21 protein-coding genes and 3 pseudogenes are annotated in these 22,989 nt (G+C 41.8%); all 24 read right to left on the reverse strand.

Translation table 11 applies throughout. The annotated features are described in order from the left end of the window. The gene (gene minC, locus UB32_RS08725) at positions 1 to 681 is read right to left on the reverse strand and encodes a septum site-determining protein MinC (protein ID WP_044392958.1); all 681 of its coding nucleotides are present in this window, start codon (positions 679 to 681) and stop codon (positions 1 to 3) included. 274 nt (positions 682 to 955) lie between these two features. Further along, positions 956 to 1,474, reverse strand: coding sequence for a rod shape-determining protein MreD (gene mreD / locus UB32_RS08730; protein WP_044392960.1), 519 nt, complete (start codon positions 1,472 to 1,474; stop codon positions 956 to 958). Continuing rightward, on the reverse strand, positions 1,471 to 2,361 hold the full coding sequence (gene mreC, locus UB32_RS08735; protein WP_044392962.1) for a rod shape-determining protein MreC: 891 nt from the start codon (positions 2,359 to 2,361) through the stop codon (positions 1,471 to 1,473). Before mreC ends, mreD begins: the two co-directional genes overlap by 4 nt. 74 nt (positions 2,362 to 2,435) lie before the next feature. After that, positions 2,436 to 3,458 carry a rod shape-determining protein gene (locus UB32_RS08740; protein ID WP_044392964.1) on the reverse strand — a complete coding sequence of 341 codons (1,023 nt, stop codon included), beginning with the start codon at positions 3,456 to 3,458 and terminating at the stop codon, positions 2,436 to 2,438. 160 nt (positions 3,459 to 3,618) lie between these two features. After that, positions 3,619 to 3,759: pseudogene (locus UB32_RS19395) on the reverse strand (JAB domain-containing protein); the annotation flags it as partial. 79 nt (positions 3,760 to 3,838) lie between these two features. Next, a pseudogene (locus UB32_RS08745) lies at positions 3,839 to 5,484 on the reverse strand (reverse transcriptase domain-containing protein). Positions 5,485 to 6,070: 586 nt separating this feature from the next. Next, positions 6,071 to 6,184, reverse strand: coding sequence for a JAB domain-containing protein (locus UB32_RS20770; RefSeq protein WP_336623593.1), 114 nt, complete (start codon positions 6,182 to 6,184; stop codon positions 6,071 to 6,073). A gap of 73 nt (positions 6,185 to 6,257) precedes the next feature. Continuing rightward, the gene (locus UB32_RS08750) at positions 6,258 to 7,907 is read right to left on the reverse strand and encodes a reverse transcriptase domain-containing protein (RefSeq protein WP_084221774.1); all 1,650 of its coding nucleotides are present in this window, start codon (positions 7,905 to 7,907) and stop codon (positions 6,258 to 6,260) included. 560 nt (positions 7,908 to 8,467) lie between these two features. Beyond that, positions 8,468 to 8,959, reverse strand: a pseudogene (locus tag UB32_RS08755) (JAB domain-containing protein); the annotation flags it as partial. A 22-nt stretch (positions 8,960 to 8,981) separates the two neighbouring features. Further along, positions 8,982 to 9,596 (reverse strand): Maf family protein, encoded by a 615-nt coding sequence (locus UB32_RS08760; RefSeq protein WP_044392967.1) that lies wholly within the window; start codon positions 9,594 to 9,596, stop codon positions 8,982 to 8,984. Positions 9,597 to 9,787: 191 nt separating this feature from the next. Then, entirely contained in the window at positions 9,788 to 10,906 is a 1,119-nt protein-coding gene (locus UB32_RS08765) for an SPOR domain-containing protein (RefSeq protein ID WP_044392969.1), read from the reverse strand. A gap of 118 nt (positions 10,907 to 11,024) precedes the next feature. Continuing rightward, entirely contained in the window at positions 11,025 to 11,807 is a 783-nt protein-coding gene (locus UB32_RS08770; protein ID WP_044392971.1) for a hypothetical protein, read from the reverse strand. Beyond that, positions 11,804 to 12,394 (reverse strand): hypothetical protein, encoded by a 591-nt coding sequence (locus tag UB32_RS08775; RefSeq protein ID WP_044392972.1) that lies wholly within the window; start codon positions 12,392 to 12,394, stop codon positions 11,804 to 11,806. The genes UB32_RS08770 and UB32_RS08775 overlap by 4 nt, the downstream gene beginning before the upstream one ends. A gap of 1 nt (position 12,395) precedes the next feature. After that, entirely contained in the window at positions 12,396 to 13,379 is a 984-nt protein-coding gene (gene pilM, locus UB32_RS08780) for a type IV pilus biogenesis protein PilM (RefSeq protein ID WP_052806994.1), read from the reverse strand. Between the two features lie 17 nt (positions 13,380 to 13,396). Continuing rightward, complete coding sequence (locus tag UB32_RS08785; protein WP_044392974.1) at positions 13,397 to 14,149, reverse strand: prepilin peptidase; 753 nt, start codon at positions 14,147 to 14,149, stop codon at positions 13,397 to 13,399. Positions 14,150 to 14,154: 5 nt separating this feature from the next. Continuing rightward, entirely contained in the window at positions 14,155 to 14,550 is a 396-nt protein-coding gene (locus UB32_RS08790; RefSeq protein ID WP_044392976.1) for a type IV pilin protein, read from the reverse strand. 123 nt (positions 14,551 to 14,673) lie between these two features. After that, entirely contained in the window at positions 14,674 to 15,879 is a 1,206-nt protein-coding gene (locus UB32_RS08795; RefSeq protein WP_044392978.1) for a type II secretion system F family protein, read from the reverse strand. Next, a complete protein-coding gene (locus UB32_RS08800) occupies positions 15,872 to 16,924 on the reverse strand; it encodes a type IV pilus twitching motility protein PilT (protein WP_044392979.1) in 1,053 nt (350 codons plus the stop codon). Before UB32_RS08800 ends, UB32_RS08795 begins: the two co-directional genes overlap by 8 nt. A 13-nt stretch (positions 16,925 to 16,937) precedes the next feature. After that, positions 16,938 to 18,599 carry a GspE/PulE family protein gene (locus UB32_RS08805; protein ID WP_044392980.1) on the reverse strand — a complete coding sequence of 554 codons (1,662 nt, stop codon included), beginning with the start codon at positions 18,597 to 18,599 and terminating at the stop codon, positions 16,938 to 16,940. A gap of 15 nt (positions 18,600 to 18,614) precedes the next feature. Beyond that, positions 18,615 to 19,613, reverse strand: coding sequence for a VanW family protein (locus UB32_RS08810; protein WP_044392981.1), 999 nt, complete (start codon positions 19,611 to 19,613; stop codon positions 18,615 to 18,617). Positions 19,614 to 19,670: 57 nt separating this feature from the next. Then, positions 19,671 to 20,639, reverse strand: a complete 969-nt coding sequence (locus tag UB32_RS08815; protein WP_044392982.1) for a pilus assembly PilX N-terminal domain-containing protein — start codon at positions 20,637 to 20,639, stop codon at positions 19,671 to 19,673. Continuing rightward, positions 20,632 to 21,048, reverse strand: a complete 417-nt coding sequence (locus UB32_RS19005; protein WP_052806995.1) for a PilW family protein — start codon at positions 21,046 to 21,048, stop codon at positions 20,632 to 20,634. Before UB32_RS19005 ends, UB32_RS08815 begins: the two co-directional genes overlap by 8 nt. Before the next feature lie 7 nt (positions 21,049 to 21,055). Next, complete coding sequence (locus UB32_RS08825; protein WP_128721522.1) at positions 21,056 to 21,487, reverse strand: type IV pilus modification PilV family protein; 432 nt, start codon at positions 21,485 to 21,487, stop codon at positions 21,056 to 21,058. A gap of 136 nt (positions 21,488 to 21,623) precedes the next feature. Further along, complete coding sequence (locus UB32_RS08830) at positions 21,624 to 22,937, reverse strand: bifunctional folylpolyglutamate synthase/dihydrofolate synthase (protein WP_044392985.1); 1,314 nt, start codon at positions 22,935 to 22,937, stop codon at positions 21,624 to 21,626. Positions 22,938 to 22,989: the final 52 nt, after the last annotated feature.

Genomic DNA, 22,989 nt, shown 5'->3' on the forward strand with positions numbered 1-22,989 from the left:
TTAAAGGCCTCCTTCGAATCTAGTTAAATTAGGTCTTTTTTTCATTAAAACTTGCAATCTATCAACGGCGATTTGTTGTGATTCTGATATGTACGCACATTCCATTGAACGACTCTCGTTCTCTGGCATCTCGTCGGGAGCCCGGTTAATGCAGTTGCTGATTCTTAACTGGGAAGGCTTCATTACAGATGCAGCGATCACCGCCTCCGCATTCCCAGCAGAACCAGCATGTGCTATTCCTCTTAAATAACCCATCACAAAAATATTTCCGGTAGCCCTTACTGTTCCACCTGGATTCACATCGCCAATGAGCAGCAAGTCTCCCGCAATTTCTAGTACCTGACCCGATCGAATCACCTTGGCAACAGGAACAATTTCCGTTTCCCGGCAACGTTTTTCAGCTTCTTTCCTGGAAATGACGTTCGTTTCAATGTCCTCAACGATCAAATTCCGCTTTTGCCGGATCAAATCTTTCAGCTCTTCTTCCTGTTCGTTAGTAAGGAATCTATTCCCAACCTTTACCTTAACAGAAAGCAACTGTTGCTCCTCCTGGAAAAGAGTGGAACTGGATAATTTTCGCTCTACTTCTTGTTTTAAATCATCATAAGAGCAAATGTCATCCAAATGGAGCGTAAGACCATCTTTTGTTCCTTTAATTATCACATTTTGTGTTTTCTTCATACCGGATGTTCACCTCAAACGAAAAGCGTTGCCCGCCAACTACATTTTGTGCTGCTGCGGGGAATTTATTAGTCGAACGAAAGCCTTCCGAGTAACTGGGCGCTGGGCTAAACACTAATCTAAGTTTTAAAGAAAAACTTGTAAAAACTTCACAATAATTTTGCATGGTTATCTGCAAGGAATTCGACAATTGTCCGCTAATTTCCTTTATTTCTATCCGCAAATGCTTTGTCAAAAAAACCTTTGCACCCTTTTTGAAGATCGTGCAGGTACATTAATCATGACTAAGCCTGTCTGCGATGGTTTCGAATTGCTTTTTAAACGGATAAGCAGCAAGAATGATAAAAGCCAGATTCAAAATTATCGTCGGAACTAGTCTTATTTTAACATAGGTCAAAAAGTCCAAATCGGTAATGTTTATTAACAACATCATTTCATAGACTCCGAGTTCCAATAATGCGATCCCGAAAAGAGTCAGGATCGAAACAACGAGTACATTCGTTTGAAGGATTTTGATCATGTGTGCGAACAAATAAGCAATGACTGGGAACATGAACAAGTATATCCCGATGATTTCTGTGTAGACAAGATCAAACAGCAGTCCGAAAATAAATCCATACAGAATTCCGTGCTTGGGACTTAAATATGCGGTCAAAAACAATATCCCAGCCATCAGGAAATGCGGCACAAGAATACGGTCGCTATGAAATAATTCAGCAGGCAGCAGCTCGACAAATAAACTCTCCAGAATGAATAAGAAAACGAAAAGCGCAGGGAGCAGGAGACGGATCATTTGCCGCCCTCCTGACTTTTGCTATCTTTCAAGCTTTCCTCGATGTCTACAGAGATCATGGATTTCTTGACAACCATGACATGTTCCAAATCATATAAATCCGCTTGCGGTTTTATATAGGCTGTTTGGTTAAGGCCAAATTGATCAGGGACAACATCGACAACCTTGCCAATTGGCAGGTCCTTTGGAAAAATGCCGCCCATTCCTGTCGTAACGACGTTTTGTCCTTTCTCAATCTTGGCATCGAACGGCAGCCCTTTCAGTAACAGAAGCTCTTTTTTCTTGTCGTATCCTTCAATGGTACCGTATAGCGGCTTATCAGCTTGAAGAATGGCCGAAATTCGATTTGTCGGGTCAATCGAGCTGATCAATTGGACTGTGGCTGAAAATGGCGTCGTGTTCTTTACCTTCCCAATCAGCCCTTTCGCCGTGATGACAGCCATATTTTTTTCCACGCCATTGGTCGCACCTTTATTGATGATAATCAATTCATTCCATCTTTCAGGGCTTCTGGCAATTCTGACCGCCTGGATTGGTTCATAGTCTGCAAGTGACTCTTTTTTACCTAAAATCTCCTGAAGCTCCCCGTTTTCCTTTTCAAGGGAGTATACCTTCGCTTCCAGTCGGGCAATGTCATCGACGCGTTTCTTCAATTCTTTATTTTCTTGATATGTATTTTGCAAGTCTTGAAGGTTTTCAATGATGCCTGCAGCATAATTAGCCGGCCTGGATACAATGGATTGCACCCAGCTGGTCGAGTCTTTGACAAACTGCTCCGGCCATGTCAATCGTTCTCTTTCCCTTAAAGAAAACCCAATCAATGCCACGAGGACAATAATGCTTACTAACAGCATTATCAGGCGTTTATTAAAAAAGAACTGTGGCATGATTCACACCTCTTATCTAAAAATATGGATGACAGTAGTTGAGGGAAGTGGATGAATTCCGCTTCCCTTGTTGATTATCTTGATTCTCTTGCTTTGTTCTTGAATAAATCGATATGATCCAATGCCTTGCCTGTTCCGGCGGCGACACAATCCAGTGGATCTTCAGCAATCAACACTGGCATCTTCGTTTCTTCGCCGATGACTTTATCGAGGTTGCGCAGCAGCGCGCCTCCTCCTGTTAAGACAATCCCACGATCCATAATATCGGAGGCAAGTTCCGGCGGAGTTTTTTCCAGCGTCAGCTTGACTGCATCGACAATTGCATAGACCGTATCACGTAGCGCTTTGGCGATTTCTTCCGCAGTGATTTCAATCGTTTTCGGCAAACCGGTCAGCAAATCCCGGCCGCGAATGTCCATATTTGCAATTCCTTCCGCGTTGCCTGCTGAACCAATTTCCATCTTGATTGCTTCTGACGTTCTTTCTCCGATCATCAGATTGTACGTTTTGCGGATGTAATTAATGATGGCTTCATCCATTTCGTCTCCGGCAATCCGGATTGACTGTGATGTTACAATGCCGCCGAGAGAAATGATGGCAACCTCTGTTGTTCCGCCTCCAATATCGACTACCATACTTCCTGTTGGTTCCCAAACCGGAAGGTTAGCACCGATTGCCGCGGCAAACGGTTCCTCAATCGTGAAAGCGTCCCTTGCGCCAGCCTGTCGCGTCGCGTCGATTACAGCGCGCTCTTCTACCGCAGTGATGCCAGATGGAACACAGATCATGACATAAGGCTTGCCAGCAAACCAACTTTTGTTTTTCGTCGCCTGCTTAATATAGTACTTCATCATTGTCGCGGTTGTTTCATAATCCGCGATGACGCCGTCCTTCATTGGCCTTAATGCGACTACATTTCCAGGCGTACGTCCAATCATATTCTTCGCGTCATTTCCAACCGCAACGATATTTTTAGTATCTGTCTGCAGAGCCACAACGGACGGCTCTCTTAAAACAATCCCTTTTCCTTTTACAAAAACAAGTGTATTCGCAGTACCAAGGTCGATTCCCAGGTCTCTTGTTCCAATCCCAAACATTGTTGTATCTCCCTTTCTTAACAAAAAATGCAATAAAAGAACAGGCAATCTATCCTAAAATTAGTTGAATGTTCCTAGTCAAAATTTCCGGAAAAGGCTTATGCTCGTCCGCAAAAATCATAAATTAAATTATAACGTAACGTTTATCAAAATCCTAGTATCATACATACCCTTTTTCCTTCAAGCTTATATATTTATTTTCTCCAATAATCAAATGGTCTAGCAATTCAATTCCAACAATTTTCCCTGACTCACTAAGCCGTTTGGTAACCTCGATATCTTCCCTGCTCGGGGTTGGATCGTAGGGTAGAGAGCATGCGCCTTACTTGGTCACGCAAGCAGATTTCACACTCCCCCCCTCAGAACCGTACGTACACCTTTCAGCGTATACGGCTCGCCAATTGACTAATCGGAATATGCTTCTCATCGTGGTCATGATCGCACTTAAACACAAGGACAATTGTCTTTCGGTTCCGTTGAATCATTATTTGTCCCGGTTAAGTTTGATTTAATGTGATGGACCCTTCTGACCTTCTATTGTACCACACGCTTTTGCTAATAAACGTTTTTTAAAGTCTGTTCTATTGTAAATCTCATACTCATCCACTTTGATTGCCCCATGATGTTTAGGCATGTCTTTGAGCTTCACCAACTGATGGAGTTTATCGTTGCCATGTTTATCTTTTCTAACTAAACATAAAGCTCCTTGTTTGTGTGTTCTCATGCTTGAGGCGACCTTCCTAGATGTACTTCTTCGTTTTTTAGCAATGGTTTTGAGGAAACTACTTTCTGCTAGGTAAAATAACTTATCGAGATGGTGATAATTATTTGCCAGCTTGTAGTAATTGGCAATTCCTCTTAGTTCAGCGTTGTAGGTATACAAAATTTCTAATTCGGAATGGTTCATAAGATTGGCTCGATGCATACTTTTAAAATTGTCTAGATTCCCATATCCGTTTGCAATGGCAAAATCCTTGATTTTCTTTTCCGGAATTTCCAACTTAATTGCTCCTGAAAGAGTTGTCTTTCTCATTGGTTGTTTATGGCTTTTATACGAGACCCTGGTTCCCTTCCTTTCATCCCATTTACGAAATTCGTATCCAAGAAAAGGAATTGGATTTTCCAAGTGAGTAATAAGTGCTTTTTCTTCCCTTAATTCAAGGTGGAGTTTTTGTTCAAGGAAATCCTTTATCCATCCCTTCACATTGATCGCACTATCTTTGCAACCTGCTATCCCTATTACAAAGATATCTGCATAACGGACATATTTCATTCTCTGATCGATCTTATCCATAGGGTCCGTTATTTTATCGAAATTCTCCATTTGCTTTTCCACAAAAAGGTCGAATTCATGAAGATAGATATTGGCTAATAGAGGGGAGATCCTACCGGCCTGTGGTGTACCGCTGTCGGTATTATGATATGTGCTAGTTTCGATGACACCACTTGTAAGTGCATTGTGAATAAGTAGAAGAAAACGATGGTCATCGATTCTTTTAGAAATAAGATTTACTAGTACAGAATGGTCCATATGGTCGAAGCAGCCTTTTAAGTCTCCTTCAATACACCATGTTAACCCTTTCCACGTGTTTTTAATTTGGGACAATGCTGTATGACAACTTCGTCCCTCTCTGAATCCATGTGAATGATTGGAGAGGATAGGTTCGTAGACGTTTGCCAATATCATCCTCATTACTTCCTGTACTAACTTATCTTTAAAGTTGGGAACTCCTACCTGTCTCTTTTTACCATTTGCCTTTGGAATACAAACTCTTCTTACAGGTGCAAAGCGAAACGTCCCATTTTTGAGTTTTTCAATGGTTTCATCCATCTTTTGCAAACTTAAACCATCGATTATTACTTCAGACGTTCCTTTTGTTAGATTCGCAGCATTCGGATATAGTTTTGCATATGCTTTCATCCACAATTCTTTGTTATACATGAGACGATAACAATCCGTAATGATGTTTCCTTTTTGAGAAGCATTCCTTATAACGTCCAACTGATGAAATGGATTTGTTGCCATATTCATGACTCCTTTCTCATTGACGTTAACATCAACCTGTCTCCCTTCCCCCTGCTAAACTCATTACAAGCAAACGTTGGGTACTATGGAGACTCCGTTACCATATGCAATTTTCATAGACCAAGGTCTATTTCATAGACCAATGTCTATTTCATAGACTAATGTCTAATAGCCAAATGGCATTTGCACTTAGGTAATCCCTGCATTATGACATAATTTTAGATACGTGATGGTTAGGTATCCCTTTTGACGGTTTCCTCTAGTTTGAGGATTGAAGGACAAACCTTACTATGGACAGGAAAGAGATTTCCAATAGACGCTCTGGAGATACGTCTCCCATTTTGTCCTCATTGCCTATTATCTATCGTAGACAGTGGCGCACCCATCGCTCATTCGTCTAGGATTCAAGCAGTATAGCTTTTACCGTACATCACTTGGTCTGAAGAACTGACTCGACGTTCGATAGATTTGCCGTCTTTTCTCCTTTTCACATCATGCTCTTTTCCCTCTGTGGGTTTCCCCTTAAGGTAAGATGCTGACCATAGAACACTGTAAGGAGTTCTAGATTTCTGAGAAACCACTAAAATTACGCACCTTGCAGGCGCACTCCTGATGGATGATTATGGACGCAAATGACGGAAGCAGCCGACCTGCGAACCGCCTCTTTGTAGTAGGGTAAGTACCCAGCGCCTTGCTTAATTACTTAAGTAGGTTTCCAAGCACTTCCCTCCAAACCGTACGTACTCCTCTCAGAGTATACGGCTTTCCATTTATCAATCTAACTTTCCATTGTGTAAGTCATGGTGGCATTTCATACTGCCACCGCAAACGATTGTATTTTCGATTATATCCATTGACTGTTTTTTGATTTCCGAGTTCTTTTCCATTCGTTGTTCCGTAAAAAAGGCAATTTCAGGACCATCCTTCGTTATATAACGTATCCCTAATTTCCCGTTAATTTTAAATTTTGCAATGATTTTACTAACGGTACTTTTGTATTTATTGGCATACGTTTTAATCATGCTGTATTTCATTGTTTGCCTAAAAGACTGAAGGACATAAGCATTACTTGCTAGGCGATAGTAATTATATAATCCGACAATCTCCGCATTATACGTACGAAGAATTTCAAGGTCATCATCATGCACTAGATAGGGACGATGAACAGGTTTCCAGCCATTGTTACTGCCAATTTTCAATGCACCTAAATCGATGAGTTTTTTGATGTATTTTTCATGAGGAACGAATAGTTTTGTTTGATAGGTACACTTTCGTTTCTTTGTGCCATTTGACATTTTCAGTCTGTGCCAATCTCTTACTACTCGTATATCGTATCCTAAAAATCTAGCGTTTTTCTCACTATGTGTTATCAACGTTTTCTCAGCACTTAATTCCAATTTGAGCTTTTCGGCAAGGTACTCTGTTACATCTATTTTGATTTGTTCAGCTTCCCTTTTACTACCAATGACACCGATCATAAAACCATCCGCGTACCTTACATATTTCATTCGACGATAGTTTGGGTCAAAAAGGTCTTTGCTATCATAGCTTTGCAGTTTTTTGTACAGAGCTTTTAATTCTCCAAGCCTTTCAGCTTTTTCTTCTTTGGTTAGTCGCTCCCAATCACGTTTATTTTTACTTTTACAGTGGTTAATTTTTAATGCTAGGTTATGATAAACAAGATTATCCCTACGTTTTTCACCTTTCTTAAAGGATTCCGCATATCCTTCAGCATATTTATCTAATTCATGCAAATAAATATTTGAAAGTAACGGACTAATGATTCCACCTTGTGGTGTCCCGCTGTAGGTTTTATGAAAAGTCCAATCTTCTACATAACCTGCTCTTAAGAATTTCCAAATTAAATTAATTAATTTTTCATCCCTAATGCGCTTTCGTAAAAGTCCAACTAATACATGATGGTCGATGTTATCAAAGAAACCTTTTATGTCCCCTTCAATAAACCATCTCGTACCCGTAAAAGTATTGCGTATTTCTTTTAAGGCAGTGTGACAGCTACGATTTGGTCGAAAACCATGTGAATGATTTAAAAATTGAGGTTCGTAGATACTTTCTAAAATTCGCCGAACAACCTCTTGCACTAGTTTATCCTCAAAAGTCGGAATACCAAAAGGTCGTGTTTTACTGTTTTTCTTTGGGAGATATGTTCTGCGTGCTGGATGTGGTTGATACGATTGTTCCTTTAGTTTTTCGATTAAACGCTCGATTCTTTCTAAACTCATACCATCGATTATGTCATTGTTAACACCTTTTGTGTTGCTCCCTTTATTAGGGTGAAGTTTGGCATAGGCTTCTAGATAGAACTCGATATTATATAGATTTCGATACAATCTTTCGAAGATATACGTATCGTTTTGTGCTTTAGAAGTTAGACTGTTTAACACTACTTTTGGATTTCTCATAGAGCCTCTCGCTCCTTTCCAATTTTGTATTAAACTGATAAACTACTCTCCTTCGCCATGTAATAGGCTTTCCCTATCTCGGACTACTACGAGAGCTCCGTTGCCATATTGGATATTTAGACACATTTGTCATAGCCTTTTGTTTGGCATTCCAACTTAGGCAATCCCCATTTAGACATTTAGAAACATAGCATTTCATAGTTTCGGATGTGACTTTCGCTCTTCCTTCCATATAGAAGTTGGACGAAGTAGTATCACTTCATGTTCCTCGAAGTATATAAGGAGCATGCATACTTCATACAGCGTGTGTCGCTACCTCCCGCTGAAGGTCCCCGTGGTCCTCCTTGAGCTATCATTCAGGCAATTCAGCTTTCATCCTTGTCTATGAATTTTCATCTCGCCATTCAGTCGTACCCTGGTAACTAGGCAACTTATGGCTTTGTCAACATGCTACACTCCCCGTTCCGTTTCCCTCGCGGATAAGTTGACTGATGATAGGGCTTTGAGTGTGATATTTCCCTACTGCTTTGCTAAAGCAGATTTTCTAAATGCCCTTATGGGCGCACTACCTCTCTAGGATGAACGATCGAAGCGTTAAGGCTTCCGATGAAAATGGTCTGCTTGTGGATTACTTGATTTTTGGTATTTAAATACAGGCAGACGAAATGTTCTTGTGTTAAAAAGCGCATATCATTCATGAGGTATTTTGCACCGTCCTCCGGCGACCGGATGACATAGCGTTCATCGAGGGTATGGTTGGCAATGCGCCTGCCGATTTCAACGGCAGCAAGAACATGGATCGCTTTTGCTTGGCCAATCCCTTTCATTTGCGTCAGCTCTTCAAGGGTTGCATCCTTTAACATACGCAGCCCCTCAAACTGAGAAAGCATCCGGTTGGCAAGCTGGAGGACTGATTCCTCACGCGACCCCGTACCTAATAACAGCGCAAGCAATTCATGATTGGAAAGGCTTTGGGGACCGTTTTGAATAAACCGCTCCCTAGGCCGTTCATTTTGAGGGTAATCTCTGATCTTTAATGAATGTGTAGACAATAGAATTTCCTCCCAGTCATGATTATGACGAGGGAAGTGTAGAAGAAGTTTCTGTAGTTTTCTTTTCATAAGGAAGGCTATAACCGATTTTTCTTAACTCCCTGATCAATCTTGATACAGGAAGTCCAACAACTGTGTAATAATCCCCATCGATTGCTTGGACAAGCATGCTGCCGAATCCCTGAATCCCATAGCCGCCAGCCTTATCAAATGGTTCACCGCTCTTAATATAGGTGTCGATTTCTTCGTCTGACAATTCCCAGAACGTCACATCTGTTTTTTCATAAAAACGCGTTTCCTTCTCAGGGGAGATGATCGATACTCCGGTAAAAACTGAATGAGTATCTCCAGACAGTTTTTTAAGCATCTTTGAAGCTTCTTGTCCGCTTACAGGTTTTCCAAGGATCATTCCATCATGGACCACGACCGTATCGGCACCAATCACGAAACAATCTGGAAATTGCTGAGCTACTATTTTCGCTTTTCTGGAAGCAAGCTCCATCACTGCTTCAGATTGGCTCAAGTTCTCACTGAAACTTTCATCTGCGTCACTGCTCGAGATTTCGAATTTCAAGCGGAGGTTTTCAAGAAGTTCTTTTCGCCGTGGAGAAGAAGAGGCTAAAATGAGGCGTTGCATAACATCACCTTTCTTTATGGATTGCATCAAGGGAGATACAAGCTAATACTATCAGAGTTCACCATTTGCGACAATCCTTATCTAACAATTCGCAAAAAAAAATCAGAGCTTGCCGACAAATGTCGAAGGCTCTGTTAATTTGTACAATTTCCCGGAAAATATTCTTTTTTTGCTTTTTTTGCTACTATTCTTTACTTTCCAATCGCTTGATAGGCAGCTAGAAAGGAGAGGAGGCTTTTCTCCATTTCTGCAAGCTGATTCGCATCCTTTGTTGTCTGGTACCCAATGAATGATCCGCTTGCCTTTTCCATACTAGCAATGGCTTTTTGGATGTTCCTATCTTCTATGGACCTATTTGCAATTGTTCCGTGCAGCGCGTTGAAATCTTCTACTTTCTTCCTTTCATCTGGTGACACTTGCGAACCGCTCATGAGGATCGGATAGATCTCTGAAGACTGCTGAAGGAATGCCGCCTCCTCTGCACTCACTCCAGAGACTTTTCCGCCAGAGATTTCAAAAGGTTTTGCAAAAACCTCCAGCCCTTGAAGCTTAAGTTCATCTGCCTGTTGTTTCGCTTCCTCGATGCTGCCAGCTGTACGTAAATAGACAGCAAATTGGCCATTTACAGAAAACTGTTCCGCTGCGATTCCCTGATCTGCAAGCAGCTTTACTCGTTCCTTCGCACGATCCTCAGTCGTAAAAATACCGTTCTGAACGATGAACACAGGGATCGGTTTCAACTCTAGTTCTTGTCCGCCGCTCGCCTGATCTTTTGCTTGTGAACCTGCTTGTGGTGGATTTGCAGCCGGTGAAGCAGTTGTTCCCTGTTCCGATGCGACAAATTTAAGGAACGTAACCCCAAATGCTGTACCGATCAATACTGCCAACAAAACAGCCACAATGATGGTTTTGGAAAACCAGTTGCTTCGCTTTGTTTTTGTGTTCCAAACGGATATTCCCAGACTCTTCTTTTTCTTTTGCTGCTTTGGGATGAATTTATATTCTTTCACGCTCTGCTGTTCGCCTGAATCAGGCAAAATCCAGTCAAAATCATCCTCAGTCTTTTCCTGAGCAGCAGCCGTTTCCTTTACCATTGCATCATTATCGAGCGGATACACTTTGCTCCGATCCTCACGATGTTCATTTATTGGAACATTGCCACTTCGTTCTGTTTCCTTTTTACTAATTTCTGTCCAATCTTCTGTTTGCCTCTTTTTTTCACTGTCATGTTGCTGACTCTGGCTGACTTCCTGAACCGGTTGGTGCTTGCCATTAATCTTGATCGTAATCGTTTTTCCATGTTTGTCCAAAACTTGTACCTCCCCCTGCCCGTTCCTGTATTGCTTCATCCTATCACACAGACAAAAAAAAATAACAAGACTTTTGTCGTCTTGTTATCGAATGCTTTCGTCAATTTTTTCACTAGATTTATTGAGCAGCCATGCCTGCCCCATCCGCTGATTGGTCCTTCTCTAACAAATTCCCATTTGAACCGTCAAAAGTCGGAAACGGATTGCGCTTATTAGCCGGGGCTGGGGTTTCGATCTCCATTCTGTCGCCTTTGTCATTCTCCACAGGAAGGTAGAAAGCAGAAACAGTAATAGTGGACAAAAGGATTTCCTTTGAATTGGTTACATAATCTGCTTTCTTAGGCCCTTCGAAGTCAATGGTCTCTATCGTGATTTCTCTTTTCGATTCTTCAAGTGCCTGAATGAATTTCTCCAAACCTTGATATCCTTTCGCTTCGACTGAAAGGGTTACGAATGTTTTTTGCAGGCCTGTCGGCAAGCTGTCTGGTACTTTCTTAATTCCATTAGTAGATTTTGAATCAGTGGATGGAAGATTCGAAACCGCTGCTATCTTTTGGTCGGGAGAACTGCTGCTTTCCCCAAACTTCATCAAGGTAATGGTACTGTCAGAAACTACTTCAGCTTTTTCAAAATTCAGGATCAATTGTTCCGTGAACGGTTCTTTCGGAATAATTTTATATAATTCCGCGACACTCTTTATTTCCCCTGAAGGCCCTGCAGTCATTCTCTTCTCGTAGGCAGCCTGTATTTGTTTCTCCGTTTTAAGCAGCTGTTCTTTCTGAATAACCTTATCTTGGAGCGGTTGTAAATAGGTGGCTGAGAGTAGCCAATACAAAAGTATTACGATGACTGCGCCGAAAATCAGAATCATCATTTCTTTTTTTGAGAATTGGAGATTCATGATTCATTCCCTCCAACTTTTTGGGATGCCTCTGTAAAGTATTCCCTCTTAAAGTGTATTTCGAATTCTGAATAATAAGTCGGCATGATCTCATTCGAATTACTAGCTTCTCTCACTGCTTCAACCGTCAAAATCGAGGCAGTATCGACCCATTTGGAATGCTGGAGGGAACTCAGAAAATACGCAGCCTCTCTTGCAGATTCAAATTCAACCTTTACCCCGACGATTCCCTCCCCATTATAATTAAGTGATTGAATGAAGCCTTGTTCTGGAAGCAAAGCAATCAGGCTCCTAAGCAATCTGACTGTATCGGGAGTGGAAGTTTCAGCCCAGGTGACAGCTTCTTGAAGTCCTTTTGGAGAATCACTGCTTGCTTGATCAGTAATTTTGGTCTGTATGGCTGCATTTAATTGCTGTACAGATTGAATCTGCTGATTTACTTTGTTCAAGGACGTTTCATTTACGCGTACCTGGACAAATACTCCAATGAAAACAAGCGCGAGGAGAAACAGGAAAATAAGGGCAATGGAAAACGAGGAAGACGCTTTATGTTCTTTTTTGGGAAGTAAATTAATGTCTACAAGCATGTTATCCCTCTTTCAATCCAAGCCCTAAAGCCAGATGATATTCCCGCGAAACTCCGAAAGCTGCTTCAGGAAGACTTGTTTCGATTGTCGCCACCTGGATTTCAAACCGTCTACTCATTTCGTTTATAATAGTTGTCATCCTAGGGTGATCGCCATTGACGAGAATTTTAGTGATCGAGTTTTTGCCGTGGGTAAGGGAATATCGATAAAATTCGAGCAATTTGTCGATTTCTTTATAGATATCTTCGAATTGAAACACAAATTCGTTCGCATTTCCCGCAAAGGACATCTCCTCTGTTTTCGCGCGTCCTAACTGGACTTCCCAATTAGATTGGATCTCAACCGGAATATGCCTCATGAAGATGGGGAATGTCCCTTCAAAAATACACATACTAACCACCCCAATATCAAATTGAATGGTCATTAGCGTTTCCTTTTCCTCTACAAGACCAAGAAAATGATAGAGTCTATACGAAGCGAGCGGTGAAATATCTGCGGCCACTGGTTTAAGTGATGCTCCTTTTAGAAGATTGGTATATTCTAAAACATACTCTTCCGGTGCTGCAACCAAAAGGATCTCCCTTTTGTTTTTCTCCAAACTTAGCGGTACGGTATCAAACACTGGTTCATCAAAAGGCAAATGAATGCTTGAACCAAACTCGAGATACAGAAACCCGTGAATCTCATCCTCTTTGACATCAACAGGAATGGAAACTTTACGGATGATCACGAGCGAATCAGGTACAAGGAATCTCACTTCCCTATTTTTTATCCCCCAATCCGCTATACATTCATCTAAAATGAGCGAAAGAGTTTCGATATCTTGAATTTTGCCTTCGGAAATAATCCCAGCTGGAAGAAGGCGTTCTCCTTTGGCGGCTATAACAATCGGGTTTCTTTGTTTTACTTCAATATACCGAATCGAATGGTCATTGATAACAAGATTCATTACCTTTTTTCGACCGGTAAAGATGGAGAAAGCCATGTTCAAAACTCCTTCAATCATAATCCTGATGTTAACAGCCTCATATACTCTACGATCAAATAATCTCCGAAAAAGTAAGCGACAAGTGAGCCTAACGCAATAAATGGACCGAAGGGAATTGTTTGTTTGCGTTTAATAGCTCCAAGAAGAAGGCCAATGACACCGAAAAACGCTCCAAACAATGTGGATAAGAAGAAGGAAAGCAGCAGCAGTTTCACTCCTAATGCGAAGCCGATAACTGCAAACAGCTTGATGTCTCCTCCACCCATTCCGCCCTTACTGACAACAGCAATTGCTAGTAAAAGAAAGAAGCCTGCAGCAGCACCCGCGAGTGAATCCCACCACGGAACTAGAGGAAATAGAAGGCGTTCAAAGAAAAACAGACCCGCAAAAACAATCAGCACTCGATCAGGAATGATCATATAGGCAAGATCGGAAACGGTAATAATAACCAGCATAGAAATGAGTGTTAAAGCAATTAGTAACTCCCCACTCCAGCCAACGCTAAATGGTGCGATCGCGAACAGCGCAGCGGTTAATAGCTCAAAAAAAGGATAAATGGGCGAAATGCGCGCCTTGCATTGGCGGCATTTCCCCCCCTGGATAAAATATGAAAACACCGGGATAAGTTCTAAGAATGTCAATCGATGACCACACTTCGGACAAGCAGACCGCGGGGCAACAATTGACTTTCCGTCTGGGACACGCAAGGCTACTACGTTATAGAAAGAGCCCAATACTAGACCGTAAAGGAACAAAAGAATCTGCATCTTTTTTATTGTGGTGGATTTGCAAAATTAATTAAATCAGCCTCTGTAATCGGATCTGTGCCTCCCACCGCAGCAGCAGCAGCCTCATGACCTGCAATGGAGAATTTACCATCAGCATCGATTGTGACAGTGAATGTAGGATCTCCTGATTTTGTTAAATAGGTTCCCAATTTCGTTTCGTCCCATGGGTCTGGTACATTTGCTGCATTTGCTAATTTCGCAGCATTGATAATTTGCAATGCATCTGCGACTGCGGCATCCTTTTTGGACTTTTCGATAATTCCACCAATACTTGGTACAGCAATCGAAGAAATAATTCCCAAAATGACAATTACCCCTAAAAGCTCAACCAATGTAAATCCTCTTTGACTTTTCCACTTCTTTTTCATGTTTTCTAGCATGTAATCTCGCTCCTTTTAGGTATTTTTCCCTATGACAATGGCTATATGAATCTATCAATCAGTATAACGGATTCCTTTAAGAAATAGAATGAAAAATATTGTATTTTGTTTGTATTTGTCGTTTCAGCCTACTTGATTAAAAATCTCGAACATTGGCACCATGATGGCCGTGACAATTGTGCCGACCAGCGCCGCCAATAAAATGATCATGAGCGGTTCAATTAGTGATTTTAATTGATCTGTGCTATGTTCGACTTCTTGCTCATAAAAGTCGGCGATCTTACTGAGCATAGCGTCCAAAGAACCAGTTTCTTCCCCAATAGCAATCATTTGCGTCACAAGGGGAGGAAAAGCCCAGTGATTTTTCATCGCTTCAGTCAGTGATTGCCCTTTTTCCAAAGAATCTCTAGACTCTCTTATTACCTTGGCCAGCACTTCATTTTCAACTACCTTTTCGACAATAGCAAGCGCCTGCAGGATGGGAACAGAGCTTGCAAACAAGGAACTTAACGTCCGCGAGAATCTAGCTATCGCTCCTTTTTGTAGCAGTTTACCGAAAATTGGAATTTTTAACAATGCGTAATCCAAATAGTATTTTGTCTGTCGGTTGTTTTTCAGGACCATGAAGAGCAGAGTGATTGCCAACGATAATAAAATAAGTAGCCACCAAAACGATTGCACCCACGCACTCACATGGAGGACGAATTTCGTGATCCCCGGAAGCTCGCCGCCAAGATTGGAGAACATGTCAACAAAGGTGGGTACTACTGCCACCAGCAGGAAAATAACGACGATGATTGCCAGTGCACCGATAACTGCCGGGTAACTTAAAGCGGCGACGATTTTCTTTCTAGTATGATGTTGTTTTTCAAAATGGACCGCCAATCTTTCTAATGTTTCATCCATATTGCCGCCAGCTTCTCCCGCTTTGATCATATTGATATACATCGCTGAGAAGATTTTACTATGCTTTGCCGCAGCAAACGATAGCGGATTTCCTTCCCGCAGCTCTTGTTCGATATCAAGAAGCGCTTTCTTTAGCGCTTTGCTCTCGGTCTGGGCAGCAAGAATCTTTGTCGATTCCACAACAGAGACACCTGCTTTCAGCAAGGTAGCAAACTGTCTTAAGTAAATGACGAGATGTTGCAGTTTAACTGGATTGCCAATCGTTATTTCTTTTGTCAACAGCGATTCCTGGACCTCTTGGATCTCAGTCGTTCTGATTCCCTCTGTGCGCAACTTTTCCAGCGCTTCCCTTTTAGTCGCAGCGGAGATCGTTCCCGAACGCTTTCCTGAACGGTGTCTGCCGGTATAGTGAAATCTAGCCATAACTTATACCATAGTTTTCCTGAAGATATGGTTCTGCAGAATCTCTAGTTATTATTCCTTTTTGAACAAGCTCCTTCACATTCATTTCGAGGGTATGCATGCCATAGGAGCGAGATGTTTGCATGATGCTGATGATTTGATGGATTTTTTCATTCCGGATCAAATTGGCGACTGCCGAGTTATTAATCAGAATTTCTGTTGCTCCGATCCTTCCTTGCTTTGCTATTGTCGGAAATAAGCGCTGCGAAATTACCGAAACAAGAACAGAAGCTAACTGAATCCGAATCTGCGCCTGCTGTGTTGGCGGGAAGACATCAATGATTCGATTGATTGTAGCGGGTGCACTTGAGGTATGCAAGGTTCCGAAAACAAGATGGCCAGTTTCAGCCGCCGTAATCGCTGTTTGAATTGTTTCTAAGTCCCGCATTTCTCCTACCAAAATGACATCCGGATCCTGCCGGAGGGCGGCTCGCAATCCGTTGGCAAAGTTATTTGTGTCAAATCCTACTTCGCGCTGATCGATAATCGAGTTTCCATGCTTGTGTAAGTATTCAATCGGGTCTTCCAGTGTAATGACGTGCTTCTTCATTGTTTCATTCATATGCCGGATCATTGCTGCAAGAGTCGTAGACTTCCCGCTTCCGGTAGGACCCGTTACAAGTATCAATCCTTGTGGCTTTTCCGAAATCTTTTTCAGAATTTCCGGCAGTTTAAGGTCTTCGATCGTTGGAATACTTGTAGGGACGATTCGAAAGGCCATGGAAACACAGCCCCTTTGATGATACGTGTTCACTCGAAAGCGGGATACACCTGGGATTCCGTAGGAAAAATCAAGCTCTCCTTGTTCCTTAAACTTTGTCCACATTTTTTCCGGAATGATCGCTTTTGCCATTGCCTCGGTTTCTTCTGGAAGAAGCGATTCGTTGCCATACTTTCTAAGCTCCCCATTCACTCTCATAACGGGTGGAACCCCTACTGTTATATGGATATCTGATGCTTTTAGCTCAAAGCCTGCTTGAAGCAGTCGGTCCATTTTATCTTTCATCCGCTCTCCCCCGCTATTCTATACTGGCTACTCGGAGAATTTCCTCAGTGGTAGTCAATCCTTGTTTTACTTTCAATAAGCCATCATCAAGCAAGAAAATTGTTTTATTTTTCACGGCGATTTCATGAAGTTTGGTGACCGTTTCTTCATTCATAATTGCTTTTCGAAGTTCTTCATTTACCGCAAGAACCTCATGGACGGCCAGCCTGCCACGATATCCGGTCATATTGCAGGAAGCACAGCCTCTTCCTCGCCATACGGTAGAAATTTCGAGTCCTCTTTTCGCGAAAATATCCAGTTCGCGTTTTGTAGGAGAATGCGCTTCGGCACAATCTCGACAGACTTTTCGAACGAGACGCTGAGAAATAACTCCGCTTAAAGAAGATGCGACTAGGAAAGGCTCAACCCCCATATCCATTAGCCTCGATACGGAGGTTAAAGCATCGTTCGTATGCAAAGTACTTAGTACCAAATGCCCAGTCAACGAAGCTCTTATTGCTACCTCTGCTGTTTCCCGATCCCGTATTTCACCGACCATAATAATATTTGGATCCTGCCGAAGAATCGATCGTAAACCGGCTGCAAACGTCATCCCAACGGTCTGATTAACTTGTATTTGATTGATCCCTTCAATTTGGTATTCAACTGGATCCTCTATCGTGACGATATTTACTTCTTCACTGTTCAATTTATTTAAAGCTGCATATAAAGTCGAAGATTTCCCTGATCCTGTTGGTCCAGTAATCAAAACAATCCCATTTGGCCTGGAAATCATACTAGTGAATCTTTGTAAATGTAAAGGATGAAACCCTAATTTGTTCAAATCATTTAAGGTGCTGCCCATATCAAGCAGGCGCAGCACAATTTTTTCTCCATAAACAGTTGGAATGGTGGATACCCTCAAGTCGACTGGATGAAAGTCAAGGTTGACTTTAAACCGGCCATCCTGCGGCACTCGGTTTTCCGTTATATCCAAATTAGCCATAATTTTCAATCTAGCTGTTAATACATTCTGCAAATGTTTAGGAAGGACTCTTTCTATTCGCAGCATGCCATCGATCCTATAACGAACTACTACCTTTGTTTCCTGGGGATCGATATGGATATCGCTCGCTTTATTTGCCCCTGCATTTGATAGCAATTGATTAACAAGCCTGACAATTGGCGAGTCTGCATCTGTTGCCTTTTCTTCTTTCACCGGTTTCATCGCATATTCTTGTCCGAATAATTCTTCAAAATCTTCATCGATATCATAGAATTTATTTATCGCCCGTATGATATCATCCTTAGTCGCAATTGCTGTCTCTATATGGAAGCCGGTTGATAAGCGCAAATCATCAATCGTGAAAAAGTCCATCGGATCTGCCATCGCAACATAAAGTTTATCTCCGTCTTTTTTTAGAGGAATAACCAAATTGCGCTTCGCTGTTTCCTTAGAAATAAGATTAAATAAACTTGTATCAAATGGATATCGGTATAAGCTAATATGCGGGATTCCCAGTTGAAATTCCAGCACCTCAATTAATTGCTGCTCTGTTATATAACCTCGATGCAGCAGAGCATCCCCCAACTTCTGTTCTGCTGGTTTATCCTGTAGAGTGATTTGCAGTTGTTCTTCCGTTAGCAGCCCAGATTCAATCAATAAGTCTCCAAGTCTTCTGCGAGTTTGTTTCATCTGTTTGCCTCCTGATTATTTGGGTACTTCATTCGGTTTCCCCCACAATCTATCTTCCACACTGCCATCTGTTCCTTGCCCAGGATCTTGTTGAGGGTTTTGTTCATTTGGTGCAGGTGCCAGGTTCTCTGTACTTGCAGTGGGAGTTTCACTCACGGAACTACCATTCGTGTCCGGATTAGCCATCGATTCCGTCCCCAAGGTTCCCTGTTGTGGTGGCAGTGGACTACTACTCGGAACGATTCCAATGAGTTCAACTCGATAACTAGGCTGATAAAAATCTTCCGCTATCCATTCTGATTCCATCCATTCCCCCGTAGCTGAAATAGATTCGCGATACACTTTGATCAGAAAGCCGGGCTTCCCCTCGGTTTCTACGTATTTCTGACCAGGCTGCAACAGAGGTGTGTAACGCTTGATTGTTCTCGGCTTAAATTCTTGCTTTTCCGTAAGATTTGCCTCGTATTTGTGAGAAAAGGGGATACCGATAATCGAAATTTCTAATTCCCTCTTGTTCATTGATAGTTTCATATCGTATGGATGCTTATTTGGATTATAAAATGAAAAGTCCATGTTCTTGCTAAAATCGACTTTCGCTTCAAGACCGAGTTGAGTGTTTTTTGGAAGTTCACTTCCAATATTTCTTTCGGATATGATAAAATTGGTTGCTAATAATGCCTCGAAAAGAGCTGATGAAACGATGCTAATCTGCTCGGATGATAGTTCAGTCAGCTTTTTTTCTTCTATGAATTTTTTCATTGAAAAGCTTGTCAGCGGCTCGATCGGCAGCTGAGAAAATGCTTGTACGAATTTTTCCGTATCCGCATACTCTTCCCCTAACTGTCTCGTAGCAGTGGCAACGACAACGGGCTCTTCTTTTGGCAAAATATCCTGAGAAGTATTCTTTTCAGCAACCGAGCTGAGAACAACAGGTGACCACTGGGAGAAAGCAATGGTTAATAGCGAGGCAATGGTTAATGCCAGTGTGAATGTATACCTCCTAAACTTGCCCATTGACAAACCTCCCTTTTGATTAGCTTTCATAACATTCCACCAGACTCCATTTTAGAATTATCGGTATGATGCCTCAAGTTTCAGGGTATTTACTTCCCATTTCTCCGTGTCGGATTCCTCGGAGGGTTTTACAACTTCCTTTGCATAAATTCCACTATAATGCTTCGCGGATGTGATCGTTTCGCAACTTTGTGAAGTAATAGTAACCGTACTCTCGATATCGCCATAAAGTCTTACAGTTCCTTCGACACAAAGAAGCCCTTGATTCCCTTTGCCTGAAGGATTCTGTTTTACGTCCATGTTTTCTATATATGCATCCCCGTAAACAACGATATTGCTATTGCTTTCAATAAAGGACTCTCCTTTGAGATATAGGTTGCTCTCAAATGCCACTTCCGTATTCGCACGCGCGGTTAAACCATTCTTAAAATAAATGTCCTTTTCAAAGACCGGATTATGGTTAGAGGAAATCGTCAGATGAGAATCATACAGAATAGGTGTTAAAAAAGGACCATTGGAAGTAATTTCATCTTCCTCGCTCACTTCCATTCCCTTGTCCGGCTCGGGGAATTCGCCATTCCCTTCTCCTCGTGCGATCTTTAACTCCGCATTTATTCTCCTTTCTTGATAGTCTTCGGCAATCCCAATGGAAGTAAAAACAATCTTTATTACCTCTTGCTCCTCATTGTTAGTAGCTAAAATATCCACATCTTCCATTTTGTATAATGGGTACGAACTATCCTTGTTTATTGGGAAAGCAATCCCTGACGGAAGTGCAGTTTGTAGCAGCTTTTCCGTATCCGATAAGGATGCCTCCTTATTTTCAGCTAAAATAGCAGCCGTCGCACGTTTCATATGGGCTACCCCCATTTCCGCAAGATTTGTCGCTTTTATCCCACTTCCGGTATATGCTATTTGTTTCGCATTATTGGCTTCCATTCCCATTAATGTAATTCCGATAATTGAAAAGACAGTCATCATCAGCAATACGATTAGCAATACAGACCCTTGTTCGTTCTTACTCATCCGAAATTCCCCTTGCAAATATCGTTCTTAATGTATAGGATTGATCTCCTTTTTCTATCTTCAAAGTAATTTCAAGAGGCAGATTAGAGTCAATTAGTAATGGTTCACTTGTATAAGGATGATTTTCATAGACTATGTTAGCTAGATAGCGATAGTTTTTTGAAATCGTCATTCCATCAATTACTACCTCATCCGCTTTTATTTCTAATTGATAAGCAGGATTTTTCAAATGCTTGTTACGGATTGCTTCGGCAATAAGCTCGGCTTCCTGCTGAAGGAATGCTTCCTTTTTACTCGTGTCTCCCTGTTTGATCCCGCTATGAAAAATAGCGTATGCAAGTATGAGGACTACGCTCGTTATTGTCAGGGCTGCTAATAATTCTACAAGGGTAAACCCATTTCTCTTCATAACCGGTTCACTCCTTGTACCCATAGGTTTCATAAACATTTTTATATGTATCGTTCCGTTTCTCTTGAATCGAAACTACTATTAAATTCAAATCCATTGGCAAATTTTTTTGAAAGGAATTCGCTTGCTTTATTACTACAACAGGATAATACTCTTTTTCTCCTACTGTTAAAAAAAACCGCTCGCTAGAAGCAAAACTTGTGCCATATAATTGATTCCATTCTTCGACTGTTACATCGGCTGTATATGGAGATTTTTTAATAATATGCAAAATTTCCTGACTAAGCTGGGCAGCCGCACTTCTGCTTTCATTATCCGAATTGAACATCTTTGCCTGTAAAAAAAAGCCCGCAAAAGAAAGGAGTACGATCGAAAGCAATGCGACTCCAAGTGTAACTTCTACTAAATGATACCCTTGCTGGTTTATTCTTTTCGCCATCGGCCGCTCCTTCTTTCGCAGCATCCTCATACTTTCTTCCTATTATACTCGCAAACGACAAAATATGACACTATGCATCTGCAGATCCATTCCAGGAAAATCTCCTTTTTTTTGCTGAATGAGCCGGATAAAATGATCAATTATTTTTCAACCATTTTACGAGAAAGGGCTTTGCCTCTGATAAAAAATAGAGAGAGCCTGTGACAATCAACATGTCTGCTTGATCCAATTCATTTATTTTCCTTTGAAGAAAGTCCTGATAGTCTGCTGCAATCCTTTTGTTTCCTTTAGTGCTTCCGGCATCGATTAAATCCTTCGCTGAAGCTGCACGCGGAAAATCAAATGTGGTAAAAATCAATTGATCGGCCACCTCTTCAAGCGTTGCAATCATCTTATCCAATTTTTTGTCTTTTAGAGCTGCAAAGAGAATGCTAATATTTTTATCGGCAAAGCGAGCGTTTATTTCACTTGCCAGTGCCTTTATTCCTTCTTCATTATGTGCGCCATCGATCAGGACGAGTGGATCTTCACTTAAAATCTCAAGCCGGCCAGGCCAGTATGCTAGTATCAGGCCTTCCCGGATATGCTCTTCCTCGATTAGAAATGAATAGTAATTAGCAAGGACCTGGCTTGCCATTACTGCACATGCAGCATTTTCTACTTGATGCGCACCGATCATCGATGTTTTCAGCTCATGAATTTGTCCGAACATACTTGTAAATGTAAACTGTTCTCCGCGCTCTAGAGGTTCTTTTGAACTTGCCGCAAAATCTTCTCTGAGGTGGTATAGAGATGACTTACAATCAAACGCTTTTTTTCGTATCACCTCGAGTGCTTCCGGCTGCTTTACGCCAGTAATAACGCTTACCCCGTTCTTGATGATGCCTGCCTTTTCGAAAGCAATCTCTTCATAGGACTCCCCAAGGATCGCTGTGTGATCGAGTCCAATGCTGGTGATGATCGAAAGCAGCGGATGGATCACATTTGTAGAGTCGAACCTGCCGCCCAAGCCTACTTCATAGAGGACGACATCAACAGGGGACATCTTGGCAAAATAATAGAAGGACATCGCAGTAATTACTTCAAATTCAGTCGGCCCGCCCAACTCGCTTCGATCCAGTTCATCGGCAAGCGGCTTGATCACATTCGCCAGTTCAATCAGTTCAGCATCACTGATTGGCTGCCCATTCACGCTGATCCGCTCATTGAATTGTTCGAAATAGGGAGAGGTAAAGGTGCCGACCCGGTATCCTGCAGTCTGCAGGATAGCGCGCAGAAAGGTGACAGTAGACCCTTTTCCGTTTGTGCCGCCGACATGTATCGTTTTGATCCGTCTTTCGGGATGCTCCAGTCTTTCCAGCATCCATGCCATTCTAGAAAGGCCTGGCTTGATTCCTAATCTTAGTCTTGTATGAATCCAATCAATTGCTTGTTCATATGTATCAAACATCTTATAACACACCTCTATTTAAGATGAAGACGAACCAAAAAAATAGTTCGTC

It is taken from the genome of Mesobacillus subterraneus (assembly GCF_000934845.1).
In the GTDB taxonomy this organism is placed as follows: Bacteria; Bacillota; Bacilli; order Bacillales; family Cytobacillaceae; genus Mesobacillus; species Mesobacillus stamsii.